At 74.0% G+C, this 12,761-nt stretch carries 9 protein-coding genes; 5 read left to right on the top strand and 4 right to left on the bottom strand.

Annotated features, from left to right (window positions below; translation table 11 throughout):
• Window positions 1-167 precede the first annotated feature (167 nt).
• From ACFWOG_RS07170 to ACFWOG_RS07155, 4 genes are all read right to left on the bottom strand, one after another.
• Complete coding sequence (locus ACFWOG_RS07170) at window positions 168-1,355, bottom strand: acyl-CoA dehydrogenase family protein (RefSeq protein ID WP_380355613.1); 1,188 nt, start codon at window positions 1,353-1,355, stop codon at window positions 168-170.
• 103 nt (window positions 1,356-1,458) lie between these two features.
• The gene (locus ACFWOG_RS07165) at window positions 1,459-3,417 is read right to left on the bottom strand and encodes an acetyl/propionyl/methylcrotonyl-CoA carboxylase subunit alpha (protein ID WP_380355660.1); all 1,959 of its coding nucleotides are present in this window, start codon (window positions 3,415-3,417) and stop codon (window positions 1,459-1,461) included.
• A gap of 14 nt (window positions 3,418-3,431) precedes the next feature.
• On the bottom strand, window positions 3,432-5,030 hold the full coding sequence (locus ACFWOG_RS07160) for an acyl-CoA carboxylase subunit beta (RefSeq protein WP_380355610.1): 1,599 nt from the start codon (window positions 5,028-5,030) through the stop codon (window positions 3,432-3,434).
• Window positions 5,027-6,703, bottom strand: a complete 1,677-nt coding sequence (locus ACFWOG_RS07155) for an acyclic terpene utilization AtuA family protein (RefSeq protein WP_380355659.1) — start codon at window positions 6,701-6,703, stop codon at window positions 5,027-5,029. The genes ACFWOG_RS07160 and ACFWOG_RS07155 overlap by 4 nt, the downstream gene beginning before the upstream one ends.
• Window positions 6,704-7,243: 540 nt before the next feature.
• On the opposite strand from ACFWOG_RS07155, the gene ACFWOG_RS07150 reads away from it, so the two are divergent.
• From ACFWOG_RS07150 to ACFWOG_RS07130, 5 genes are all read left to right on the top strand, one after another.
• The gene (locus ACFWOG_RS07150; RefSeq protein ID WP_380355607.1) at window positions 7,244-8,176 is read left to right on the top strand and encodes a tyrosine-type recombinase/integrase; all 933 of its coding nucleotides are present in this window, start codon (window positions 7,244-7,246) and stop codon (window positions 8,174-8,176) included.
• Between the two features lie 507 nt (window positions 8,177-8,683).
• Entirely contained in the window at window positions 8,684-9,232 is a 549-nt protein-coding gene (locus ACFWOG_RS07145; RefSeq protein WP_380355605.1) for a SigE family RNA polymerase sigma factor, read from the top strand.
• The gene (locus ACFWOG_RS07140; RefSeq protein WP_380355603.1) at window positions 9,229-9,807 is read left to right on the top strand and encodes a PASTA domain-containing protein; all 579 of its coding nucleotides are present in this window, start codon (window positions 9,229-9,231) and stop codon (window positions 9,805-9,807) included. Before ACFWOG_RS07145 ends, ACFWOG_RS07140 begins: the two co-directional genes overlap by 4 nt.
• A 398-nt stretch (window positions 9,808-10,205) precedes the next feature.
• The gene (locus ACFWOG_RS07135; protein WP_380355600.1) at window positions 10,206-10,718 is read left to right on the top strand and encodes a hypothetical protein; all 513 of its coding nucleotides are present in this window, start codon (window positions 10,206-10,208) and stop codon (window positions 10,716-10,718) included.
• A gap of 668 nt (window positions 10,719-11,386) precedes the next feature.
• Window positions 11,387-12,619 carry a hypothetical protein gene (locus ACFWOG_RS07130; RefSeq protein WP_355403024.1) on the top strand — a complete coding sequence of 411 codons (1,233 nt, stop codon included), beginning with the start codon at window positions 11,387-11,389 and terminating at the stop codon, window positions 12,617-12,619.
• Window positions 12,620-12,761 lie beyond the last annotated feature (142 nt).

The following is a 12,761-nucleotide window of genomic DNA, read 5'->3' as shown; positions in this document are numbered from 1 at the left end:
AGGGGCGCGGTCCGCGAACACCGAGGTCGGAGGGCCGGACGCCTCCGGAGACGGTCAGATGCCAGAACGATGATGCGACGATCCGTTCGAGGGCTCGGCGCGGTGGGGCGGCAGGGAGTCCTCGGGGCGGGGCCGGACCGGTTCCGGACGGGACCGGTCCGGTCCGCCTAGTAGGACCTGGGCAGCCCGAGCGTGTGCTGGGCCACGTAGTTGAGCACCATCTCGCGGCTGACCGGGGCGACCCGGCCGACCCTGGTCGCGGCGAGCAGGGCCCCGAGGCCGTACTCCTGGGTGAGACCGTTGCCGCCGAGGGTCTGAACGGCCTGGTCGACCGTCCGGGCGGCCGCCTCCCCCGCCGCGTACTTCGCCATGTTGGCGGCCTCGCCTGCGGCCCGGTCGTCGCCCGCGTCGTAGAGCAGACCCGCCTTCTGGGTCATCAGCCGCGCCAGCTCGATCTCCACCGCGCACCGGGCGAGCGGGTGCGCCAGGCCCTGGTGCGCGCCGATCGGGGTCGACCAGACGGTGCGGGTCTTCGCGTACTCGACGGCCTTGCCGAGCGCCTGGCGGGCCAGACCGAGGGAGAACGCGGCGGTCATGATCCGCTCGGGGTTGAGGCCCGCGAAGAGCTGGAGCAGCCCCGCGTCCTCGTCCCCGACCAGGGCGTCGGCGGGCAGCCGGACCTCGTCCAGGAAGACCTGGAACTGGCGTTCGGGGGAGACCAGTTCCATCGGGATCGGCCGGAACTCGAAGCCCGGGGTCCCGCGCGGCACGACGAACAGGGCGGGCTTGAGCCGCCCGGTGCGGGCGTCCTCGGTGCGGGCGACGAACAGGACGGCGTCGGAGTGGTCGATGCCGGAGACGAACACCTTGCGGCCGGTCAGCAGCCAGTCCCCGCCGTCGCGGCGCGCGACGGTGGAGATCCGGTGCGTGTTGGAGCCGGCGTCCGGTTCGGTGATGCCGAAGGCCATCCGCCGGCTGCCGTCGGCCAGTCCGGGCAGCCAGTGCCGCTTCTGCTCCTCGGTGCCGAAACGGGCCACGACCGTGCCGCAGATCGCCGGGGAGACGATCAGGAGCAGCAACGGGCACCCGGCGGTGCCGAGTTCCTCCAGGACGATGGCGAGGTCGGTGATCCCGCCGCCACCACCGCCGTACTCGGCGGGGAGGTTCACCCCGAGATAGCCGGCCTTCCCGGCATCGGCCCAGAGCTCGTCGACGGGCTCGCCGGCGCGGGCCCTGGCCAGGTAGTAGGCGGAGCCGTAACGGGCGCCGAGGTCGGCGACCGCGCGGCGCAGCGCCTGGCGTTCGGGGGTCTCGACGAGCGGGCTGCCGGGGGCGGTGGTGCGCGGTGCGGACATGGCCTGGTCCTTCCGGGCGGGGGCGAGGGCTCTCGGTACGGGGGCAGGGGCGGCCTGCGAGCCGGGGCCGGGGCCCGGCTCGGCCGTTCCGGGCGGGCGGTGCTCAGGTGGCGGGCTGCACGACGGCGAGCAGGGTGCCGAGTTCCACCTGCTGGCCCGGGGCGGCCCGGAGCTCGGCGAGGACGCCGTCGGTGGGAGCGGTGACGCGGTGCTCCATCTTCATCGCCTCCAGCCAGAGCAGCGGCTGCCCGGCCGTGACGGTGTCGCCGACGGCGGCGACGGTGCGGACGACGGTGCCGGGCATCGGGGCGAGCAGCGCGCCCGGGTCGGTCCGCGCGGCGGGGTCGGGGAAGCGGTCCGACACGGTGAGCACCGTGGTGCCGGACGGTGTGTCGACGTACACGCGGTCGCCGTGGCGGGTGACGTCGAAGGTCCGGCGGAGCGGGCCGGTCCGCAGCGTGACGCGCTCCGGCGCGGAGTCGACCAGGACCGTGTCCGGGTGGCCCTCGGCCCGCAGGCCGTCGCGGGTGAGCCGGTAGCGGACCTCCGTCTCGACGCCGTCGGCGGTCCGGTAGCGCTTCACCTGTGGCTGGGAGGGGAGGTTGCGCCAGCCCGACGGCAGTGCGGTCCGGCGGCCCGCCGCGTCGGCGAGCGCGGCGGCGAGGGCGGCGAGGGCCCGGTCAGCACCGTCGGGGGCGGCGCCGCGGGCGCCGCCGGGGGCCGGGGCACCCGGCGCGACGAGCTCGGCCGCGTGCTCGGTCAGGAAGGCGGTGTGCAGGCGCCCCGCCAGGAACTCCGGGTGCCGGAGCGCGCGCACCAGCAACTCCCGGTTGGTGACGGGCCCGTGGATGCGGGCCCGGGCGAGCGCGTCCGCCAGCCGCCGGGCGGCGGCCGACCGGGTCGGCCCCCAGGCGATCACCTTCGCCAGCATCGCGTCGTAGTACGCCGTGATCTCGCCGCCGTCGGCGACGCCGGAGTCCAGCCGTAGCCCGCGCCCGGTGAACTCGGTGTGCGGGAGCGGGATCCCGAAACGGTGCAGGACGCCGGTGGAGGGCCGCCAGGCGTGGTCCGGGTCCTCCGCGTAGAGGCGGGCCTCGATCGCGCAGCCGACCGTCTCCGGCGCGGGCCCGGTGAGCCTCCCGCCCTCGGAGACGGTGAGCTGAAGGGCGACCAGGTCAAGGCCGGTGACGGCTTCGGTGACCGGATGCTCCACCTGGAGACGGGTGTTCATCTCCAGGAAGTAGAACCGCCCGTCCGGCGCGAGCAGGAACTCCGCCGTCCCCGCGCCGACGTACCCGGTGGCCCGGGCGGCGGCGACGGCGGCTTCGTGCAGGGCGGCGCGCACCGCCGGGTCGAGGCCGGGCGCGGGCGCCTCCTCGACGACCTTCTGATGCCGTCGCTGCAACGAGCAGTCACGGTCGCCCACCGCCCACACCGTCCCGTGCGCGTCGGCGAGCACCTGCACCTCGACGTGCCGGCCGGCGGGCAGGTAGCGCTCGCAGAACACCTCGTCGGAGCCGAAGGCCCTCGCCGCCTCCACCCTGGCCGACGCCAACTCGCCCTCCAGGTCGGCCAGTCGGCGTACCACCCGCATACCGCGCCCGCCGCCGCCGGCGGCCGCCTTGACCAGCAGCGGCAGGTCGGCCTCGACCGGCTCGGCCAAGGCGTCCAGGACGGGCACACCGGCCTTCGTCATCAGCCGCTTGGCGGCCGTCTTGGAGCCCATCGCGGCGATCGCCTCCGGCCCGGGACCGACCCAGACGAGGCCCGCGTCCAGCACGGCCCGCGCGAAACCGGCGTCCTCCGAGAGGAACCCGTACCCGGGGTGGACGGCATCGGCGCCGGCCGCGAGCGCGGCGGCGATCAGGAGGTCGCCGCGCAGGTAGGTGTCGGCGGGCGCCGCACCGGGCAACCGGACGGCGGTGTCGGCCTCGCGGACGTGCGGGGCGCCGGCGTCCGGGTCGGCGTACACGGCCGTGGTGGCGATGCCCAACTCCCGGCACGTGTGCAGGATCCGGCGGGCGATCTCGCCGCGGTTGGCCACCAGCAGGTGGGTGATCAGCACGTTGTTCCCTCTCACATCCGGAAGACGCCATAGCCGGACGCGCCCTCGACCGGCGCGTTGTGGACCGCGGAGAGGCAGAGCCCGAGCACCGTCCGGGTGTCGCGCGGGTCGATCACCCCGTCGTCGTAGAGCCGCCCGGAGAGGAACACCGGCAACGACTCCGCCTCGATCTGCTGCTCCACCACGGCCCGGATCGCCGCGTCCGCGTCCTCGTCGTAGGGCCGGCCCTTCGCGGCGGCGGACTGCCGCGCGACGATCGACAGCACCCCGGCCAGTTGCTGCGGCCCCATCACCGCCGACTTGGCGCTCGGCCACGCGAACAGGAACCGCGGGTCGTACGCCCGCCCGCACATGCCGTAGTGACCGGCCCCGTAGGAGGCACCCAGCAGCACGGACAGGTGCGGGACGCGGGAGTTGGCGACCGCGTTGATCATCATCGCGCCGTGCTTGATGATGCCGCCCTGCTCGTACGCGCGGCCGACCATGTACCCGGTGGTGTTGTGCAGGAAGAGCAGCGGGACCGCCCGCTGGTTGGCCAGCTGGATGAACTGCGCCGCCTTCTGGGACTCCTGGCTGAACAGGACGCCCTGCGCGTTGGCCAGGATGCCGACCGGGTACCCGTGCAGGCGGGCCCAGCCGGTGGCCAGGCTGGTGCCGTAGAGCGGCTTGAACTCGTCGAAGTCGGAGCCGTCGACGATCCGGGCGACCACCTCGCGCGGGTCGAACGGCACCTTGAGGTCACCCGGGACGATGCCGAGCAGTTCCTCCTCGGCGTACTTCGGCGGCTCGGCCGACGGGTCGGGGTCGGGGCCCGGCTTGCGGTGGTCGAAGCGGGCCACGATCCGGCGGGCGAGGCGCAGCGCGTCCTGCTCGTCCGCCGCGAAGTGATCGGCCAGCCCGGAGGTGCGGGCGTGCATCTCGGCGCCGCCGAGCGACTCGTCGTCCGTCTCCTCCCCGGTGGCCATCTTCACCAGCGGCGGGCCGCCCAGGAACACCTTGGCCCGCTCCGCGACCATCACGGTGTGGTCGGACATCCCGGGCACGTAGGCGCCGCCGGCCGTCGAGTTGCCGAACACCACCGCCACGGTGGGGATCCCGGCGGCGGAGAGCCGGGTGAGGTCGCGGAAGAGGGCGCCGCCGGGGATGAAGATCTCCTTCTGGCTGGGCAGGTCGGCGCCGCCGGACTCGACCAGATTGACCAGGGGGAGGCGGTTGGTGAGGGCGATCTCGTTGGCGCGCAGGGCCTTGCGCAGCGTCCACGGGTTGGAGGCTCCGCCGCGCACGGTCGGGTCGTTGGCGGTGATCACGCACTCGACGCCCCCGACCACGCCGATCCCCGTGACCAGTGCGGCGCCCACCGGGTAGTCGCTGCCCCAGGCGGCGAGCGGGGAGAGCTCCAGGAACGGCGAGTCCTGGTCGATCAGCAGCTCGATCCGCTCCCGCGGCAGCAACTTGCCGCGCTCGCGGTGGCGTTCGACGTACCTGGGACCGCCGCCGGCCAGCGCCGCGGCATGCTCGGCGTCGAGTTCGGCCAGCTTGGCGAGCATCGCGGCGCGGTGCCCGGTGAAGTCGGCGCCGCCCGGGTCGAGGCGGGTGGGCAGGACGGTCACAACAGTGCCTCCGGGATGTCGAGGTGGCGCGAGCGCAGCCACTCCCCCAGCGCCTTCGCCTGCGGGTCGAAGCGGTGCCGGGCCGCCACCCCCTCGCCGAGCAGACCGGTGATGGTGAAGTTGAGCGCGCGGAGGTTCGGCAGGACGTGCCGGACGATCTCCGACTCCGACGTCTCGGGGAGGAGCTCCCGCAGCCGGTCGACGGTGAGGGCGTGCGCGAGCCAGCGCCAGCCGGGCTCGTCGCGGGCCCAGACGCCGAGGTTGGCGTCACCGCCCTTGTCGCCGCTCCTGGCGCCCGCCACCAGGCCGAGCGGTGCCCGGCGGGTGGGACCGCCGTCGGGGAGCGGCTCGGGGAGCCCGTACCCGGCTTCCCCGCCCGGGAGTTGCGGCGCGGGCGGGGGCGGTTCGGGACGCGGCGGTGCGGCGGGCGGCGGTGCGGCGGGCGGGACGGCCACCCGGCGGCCGTCCGGCAGGACCGCCGTGTGCTCGACCACCGCCGCGTCCACGGGCACGGCCGTGAACACCCCGTACGGGGCCCCGGGCCCGGGCGGAGCGACCAGGTGGAAGCCCGGGTAGCCGGCGAGCCCGAGTTCCACCGCCGCCCGGCCGAGGTCGCGGCCGACCCTGGCGGGATCCGGATCCCGCGCGGTGAGCCGGAGCAGCGCGGAGGAGGTCTCCTCGGTCTCGGCGTCCGGGTGGTCGGTGCGGGCCAGCGTCCAGCGCAGCTCGGCAGGCCGGGATCCGGGCGCCAGCGCCTCCTCGAACTGCCGCCGCACCAGGTCCGCCTTGGCCTCGATGTCCAGCCCGGTGAGGACGAAGACCACCTCGTTGCGGTGCCCGCCCAGCCGGTTGAGCCCGGCCTTGAGCGTGGTGGGCGGGGCCTCGCCGCGCACCCCGTCGATCCGGACCCGGTCCGGGCCCTCCCGGGTGAGCCGGACGGTGTCCAGACGCGCCGTCACGTCCGGCCCCAGGTAGCGCGGTCCACCCGTCTCGTAGAGGAGCTGGGCGGTGACGGTGCCGACGGTGACCGCGCCGCCCGTCCCGGGGTGCTTGGTCACCACGCTGGACCCGTCGGCGTGCAGCTCCGCGACCGGGAAGCCGGGCCGGGTGACGTCGTGCTCCCGGAAGAACGCGTAGTTGCCGCCGGTGGCCTGCGCGCCGCACTCCAGGACGTGCCCGGCGACGACGGCGCCCGCGAGGGCGTCCAGGTCGTCCCCGGTCCAGCCGAAGCGGGCGACGGCCGGCCCGACGACCAACGAGGCGTCGGTCATCCGGCCGGTGACCACCACGTCGGCGCCGGCCGTCAGGCACTCCGCGACGCCGAACGCTCCGAGGTAGGCGTTGGCCGCCAACAGCCCCTCCGGGAGTCCGAGTTCGGCCCGGCGGGGCAGCAGGTCGTCCCCCTCGACGTACGCGACAGCCGGCTCCAGCCCCTGTCGCTTCGCCAACTCCACGACAGCGTGCGCCAGTCGGGCCGGGTTGAGCCCGCCGGCGTTGGTCACGATCCGGACCCCGCGATCCAGGGCCAGGCCGAGGCACTCCTCCATCTGCCGGAGGAAGGTCTTCGCGTACCCGAGGGAGGGATCCCTCAGCCGGTCGCGGGCGAGGATCAGCATGGTCAGCTCGGCCAGGTAGTCCCCGGTGAGCACGTCCAACGGCCCGCCCGTGAGCATCTCCCGCACCGCCGAGAACCGGTCCCCGTAGAACCCCGACGCATTGCCGATCCGCAGCACCGGCCCCGGCCGATCCGCCGCCCCCGCACCCGACTTCGACCCCGATGTCACGCGAGCGCCTCCCCGACCGGTGGCCCGATGTTCGCCGTCGGTGAGCAGAGTGGCACCGTGCGCGAGAAAAAGCAATCACGCCTGCTTGTTTTCACGTCCAGAGCAGGACCCCGCCGACGGGAGGATCTTGTGACTGGAACCGATGGGTGGCGGTTGGAAGCGATAGGTGGCGGCCCCACTAGCTCATTACGGTGAGTAGTGGTGTGACTCAGCAGGCTAACTGTCGTGTCAGCGCGGCATCTGTCGTGCCGGGTGTGACTGAGCACGACAATTGGCCACCCGTCACGGTCAGCGGACACGTTTTCTGGCCCGCTTGGCCGGCGAGGCCTGGGGCCCATCCAGAGACTCGGCGATGACCGTACTCGCCTCGGAGGCGGACGTCCGGATTGTCGGGCATGCCTCGTAGGCTCGGCCCATGAATGATCAGACGTGGATTGGCGGGCCGATGTCTTCCTCGACTCGCTCGCCAACCCGAACACCGTTCGGAACTACGGCATCACGGTCGGGAAGACCGCCGAGCACCTGGGCGGGGCCCGCCCGTTCACCGCGGTTGCGGACGACGAGATCGGCGGCGCGCTGGAACTGCTCTGGGGCAGCTCGGCGGTGAACACCTGGAACGCCCGCCGCGGCGCGGTGCTCTCCTGGACGAGCTGGTGCGCCGAGCGCGGCTACGACGGGCCACAGGTGCCGGCCTGGGCGAAGCGGATGCCGCCACCGGACTCCGACACCCCGGTGCGCTCGAAGATGGCGATCGATCGGCTGATCGCCCGCCGCGACGTCCACCTGCGGGAGAAGGCGCTGTGGCGGATGCTCTACGAGACGTGCGCCCGCTCCGAGGAGATCCTGGACGTCAACATCGAGGAGCTGGACCTGGCTGGGCGCCGGGCCCCGGTGAAGGCCAAGGGCGCCCAGCCGAAGGTGCGTCGGCGCGGCGCGGAACGCGCCGACTACGTGCTGGAGATGGTGTTCTGGGACGCCGGGACTGCCCGGCTGCTGCCCCGCCTGCTGAGGGGCCGCACCCCCGGGCCGGTGTTCGTCACCCACCGCCGCCCCGGCCCCGGCAAGGTGCTCTCCGCTCGCGACGTCTGCCCCGACACTGGCCCGGCCCGCCTCTCCTACGGTCAGGCCCGCGCGCTGCTTGACCAGCACACCGCCCTGGCTGGGCCGGGCACCGGCTGGGACCCGCACGAGTACCGCCACTCCTCCCTGACCCACCTCGGCGAGCAGGGGGCCTCCGAGCTGATGCTGATGGCCAAGTCCCGGCACAAGAAGGCGGACAACGTCCGGCGGTACTTCAAGCCCTCCGCCGAGGCGATCGCGGACGTCACCAGCCTGCTGGCCCCCGGCGACGCGCGCCGCTGAGGACGGGGGCGGTCGGGACTCGCGAACGCGCCCAGGTCAGAGTATGTATAAGACGGTACGCAAGGCGGTACGCAGCGGTACGCACATGTGAAGCCGCGCCCGGCCATCGACCGGAACCCCCGGAGACGAACGCCGGGGCTGGGTAGCTTCCTGGCAGCCGGGTGGTCCCGCTCACTGAGGAGGGCATGCACCAGACTTCCTGCGTCTGACGGTCGGTAGGAGGGTGGGCGCGCCCGGCGGCGGGCCGGGAGGCCGGTCACGGCCGGGTCGGACCGGCGACGGTGAACGCGCGGCCACACAAACGGTCAGTCGGGGCGTCGGCGCGGACGCGCCGTCCGCTTCGCCTGGCCCCGCCCGCACCCCGGGCGGCAGCGGCGCGAGGTCCTGGGACACCCTTCCGTCCCGGCTGTGATTCACGTCACTGCCAGCGGCTCGGTGCAGCATTCGGCCCCGTTCCGCCGTCATGGGGGCAGTGATCGGGACGGGACGAGGAGAGGAGGTCGGCGGGTGAGGTTTCGCAGGAGCGGTCCGGACAACGGATTCACGGAGTTCGTCGCACATCGGTCGGGAGCGTTGTTCCGCACCGCGTATGCGCTGACCGGGGACGTGCACGTGGCCGAGGATCTGGTGCAGGAGACGCTGGAGCGGGCGTGCCGACAGTGGCGGAAGGTCGCGGTGGCGGACTCGCCGGAGGCGTACGTGCGCAAAGTGCTGGTCAACCTGGCCAACGACCGCTGGCGGCGGCTGTCGCGCCGGGGCGAGCGCCCCGGGCTGTCGGGGGTGCCCGAGATGGCCGACCCCCGGGACCGGTTCGGGCAGGTGGATCTGCGCGCGGAACTGATCGAGGCACTGCTCGGGCTGCCGATGGGCATGCGCAGCGTGGTGGTCCTGTACTACCTGCACGATCTGGACGCCCGGCAGGTCGCCGACGTCCTGGACATCTCCTCGAGTGCGGTGAGGTCCCAGCTCGCCCGCGGCCTGGCCAAGCTGCGCGATTCCGTATCGGGCGCCCAGGCGCCGCACACGCCGTCTGCCGCTTTCGGAGGTACGAAGTGAGGAACACGTCGTTCGGACCGGCCCCGTTCGAGCCGGGCCTCGAAGCCGAGCTGCGTGCCGCGGTGGCCTCCTTCGCCGACGGGCCGACGGCACCGGTCGTCGACGCGGCCGCGATCGAGCGAGCCGTCAGCCGCAGCCGCACCCGCCGGGCGCTCCTCGGCACCGCTGCGGCGTGCTGCGTGCTGGCGTGCGCCACGGTGGGGTTCTTCGCGCTGAAGCCCGTGCCACCCGCGCCCGGCGCCTCCCCGCCCCTGTCCCCACCGGCGAACGGGGCGTGCACCCCGCTCGCCACCGGCACCCCCAAGAGCGGAAGCGCCGATGCGACTCCGACACAGGAGCAGGAGCAGACCGCAGGAGCGGGCATCGCGCTGCCGGACCTGGCTGGCATGCCGGTCGAACAGGCCGGAAGCCTGCTGCGCGGACTCGGACTGAGCTGCACGATCATGCGGCACACGGACTGGAACGCTCCCGCGGGGCAGGTGATCAGCAGTCAGCCCCGGGGCGGCGCAGCACCGGTGGCACCGGGCTCGTCCGTCCTCCTGCTGGTCTCGACGGGCAAACCCGGCGGAACCTGAGCGACCGGGCCCTTCGGCCCGCGCACCGGCCGAGTGACCCAGGGGCCGGTGCCGGGCAGTCCGTCGACCGCGGCGCACCGGCTGGACGCCCCCGGCCACTTGCAGAAGCCGTCGGCCGACGCGGGATCAACTGCATTCGTTGTGCGGCTGAGCCGCGGCACGCTGGTCCGAGCAGGAGCGCGGGCCCGTCCGGGGACGGCCCGTCAACAGGAGGACAGCGGGCGCGGGGCCCGTACGGGTGAGGGAGGGGCGCGGTTTTCGCGAGCCGACGGGCGGGGCGGCAGATCGCGGGGCGGTGTTCTGCCCGTCGGACCGCTCCGGGTGTGGTGATCTTCCCCCTGTGGCCGGCGGTGTCCGCCGGCCGGTCCGTCGGTGATGACTAACGGTGAGGAGGCGGCATGTCCGAAGGCGTGGACGTTCCGGAGCGTGACGAGGCCTACTTCAAGGCCCTTGTCGAGCGCGACAGGAAGGGCCTGGAGGGGAGCGGGGGAACCCTGAACCTGCTCACATTCAGGGTGGAGTTCGAGGACGAACGCCGGCCTGCCGTGGCGCGGCAGCTGGACAGCGCGGAAGCACTCGCCGCGACCAAGGCGGACGCGTTCGTCCTGCCCGAGGGCTGCCACTACCGGATCAGGGTCGACTTCCGTGTCGACGATGCGCCCGTGTCCGGGGTCCTGTACACCAGCAGCCACTACCGCAAAGGTCTCAGGGTCGGCCGGGAAAAGCAGATGTTGGGTTCGTTCCCACAGCAGGGAATGCCGCACTCGGTGACCTTCCCCCGTCACGGCTGGGAGGAGGCACCCAGCGGGATGCTGAACCGTGGGAGCTACACCGCCAAGGCGGAGCTCCACGACGACGAGGGCAAGGCACTCGCAGAATTCGAGTACGCCTTCGACATCAGGACGGCCTGACCCGGCGCCCCGGGAGGCAGCGCCGCACCCTCCCCTGCATTCGTCCTTCCGAACTGCACTGACAGGGGCAGGCCCTGGATCCCGGGGCCTGCCCCGGCCGGCTGTCTCCGACAACCGTGGCCAGGTGCTCCTGACAGGTCACCCGTCCAGGAAGCCGCCTGCACCCGTGCCCCCGGCGCGGCGTCCGCCCGGGCCCGCCTCGCCGCGCTCCGGGCCGATCCGCTCGCGGCCGGGCTCCACGAGAAGGCCCGCCGGCGGTTCGCCCCACTCGACGGCACGCCGGCGGCCGGCACCCGCCGCGACCGCCCCCTCGGGCGCCCGGGTGCCACTGCCGCCAGGGGCGCCCCGGGGCGGGTCCGCAACGTGCGAAGGCGCCGTCGCCCCCTCCCGACGCGTGCACACCTGGGAAGGCTCATCCGGACAGACGGAATCACCTGCGAAGGCGAGGTGCGCCAACTAGAGTCGCGGCCAAGACAGTTCGCCGCCGGGCGCGCGGCCCGACCACCGGCCACCCGCGAGCGGGCGGTACCACCGCCCCGGTGTGCCCGGTGTCCGTACCGGCGGCGAGCAAGCACGGCCCGTCCCGTACCACCGCACCACCGGCCCGTCCGCCGCAACCGCCGCCGGACCGGGCCGACATGTCGCCGAGTAGACAGGGAACCCGTGCCATGGACTTCCGGACCGGCCGCCGTACGGCGATCGCCGTCACCGCCGCCCTCACCGCCGGAGCGCTGCTGGGGGCCGCCCCCGCGACGCCGGCCGCACCCGTCGCGGCCACCGCCCCCACCCCGACCATCCTGCAGACCGGCCTGCCCGCCCGGTCCTTCAGCGACCCCACCGGGGTCAACGACAACGGCGTCGTCGTCGGCTACGCCTACGGGTCCGGCCAGGGCAACGACACCAGCGCCATCCGCTGGAACCCCGACCTCACCCCCACCACCCTCCCCCCGCTGTCCGGCGAGGACTTCGCGCAGGCCCTGGGGGTGAACGACGCGAACCTCGCCATCGGCATCTCCTGGCCCGCCTCCCGGGACCGCTACCGGGCGACGGCCGTCCGCTGGGCGGCCGACGGCACACCCACCGTCCTGCCGCCGCTGCCCGGCGACCAGTACAGCAAGCCCACGGCGATCGGCTCCGGCGGCGCCGTGGTCGGGGTCTCCGGCAACGGCGCCGTGGAGCACGCCGTGGCCTGGCGCCCGGACGGCACCGTCGTCGCCCTCGCCCCGCTGCCCGGGGGCACCAGGAGCGAGGCCGTCGACATCAACGGCGCCGGAGTCGCGATCGGCCGCTCCTCCACGGGGAGCGGCACGTACCGCGGCGTGATCTGGAGCTCCACCGGCACCCCGACCCCGTTCCAGACCGGTCCGACCGGCGGGGCCGGCGACGTGCCGGTCCAGATCAACGACGCCGGCACGGTGATCGGATGGGCCGACCGGCCGCAGTCGACCGGAACCGTCCGGCACGGCCTGGTCCGGTCGCCCAACGGGGCGATCCTCGACCTCGGGGCGAACACCCTGCCGGTCGCGATCAACGGCTCCGGCACCGTCGTGGGCCAGCACCAGCCGAACCCGACCTCCAGCCAGACGTCCGCCGCGAAGTGGAGCCCCACCGGCACCCTCACCCCTCTCCCCCTCGCCGCCTCGTCGGGCGCCAAGTCGACCGCCGTCGGGATCAACGACTCCGGCACCGCGATCGGCTACTCGTGGGACGGCATCCCGGCCCGGCAGTACCAGGCGGGCAAGATCTGGGCCGCCGACGGCACCCTCACGGACCTCGACCCCACCGGCACCACCAACACCACCCTGTTCATCAACAACACGGGCCTGGTCGTCGGGCTCTCGCTGTTCCGGTCGGCGGGAAGTCTCTACCCCTCCCACCTGGCCACCGTCTGGCGTCCGTAGGGTCCGAGTCGCCTGTGCCGCACCGGGATCACCCGCAGGGTGACGCACGAGGCGGGGGGGGGGGGGCCCCCCGGGGGGGGGGCCCGCCGCCCCGCCGCGGGGCGGGGGGGGGCAGGTTGTGCCCACGCCGGCCGGCGCCCCC

Origin of the sequence: Kitasatospora sp. NPDC058406 (genome assembly GCF_042722765.1) — a bacterium.
Taxonomy (GTDB): Bacteria; Actinomycetota; Actinomycetes; order Streptomycetales; family Streptomycetaceae; genus Kitasatospora.
This window is presented reverse-complemented; position numbering and strand designations above follow the sequence as displayed.

What these genes read in the sequence shown, in the direction of transcription:
- ACFWOG_RS07170 (WP_380355613.1), bottom strand. Translation starts at nt 1,355, where the DNA reads ATGTCCGCACCGCGCACCACCGCCCCCGGCAGCCCGCTCGTCGAGACC.
- ACFWOG_RS07155 (WP_380355659.1), bottom strand. Translation starts at nt 6,703, where the DNA reads ATGCTCACGGGCGGGCCGTTGGACGTGCTCACCGGGGACTACCTGGCC.
- ACFWOG_RS07135 (WP_380355600.1), top strand. Translation starts at nt 10,206, where the DNA reads ATGTCCGAAGGCGTGGACGTTCCGGAGCGTGACGAGGCCTACTTCAAG.
- ACFWOG_RS07130 (WP_355403024.1), top strand. Translation starts at nt 11,387, where the DNA reads ATGGACTTCCGGACCGGCCGCCGTACGGCGATCGCCGTCACCGCCGCC.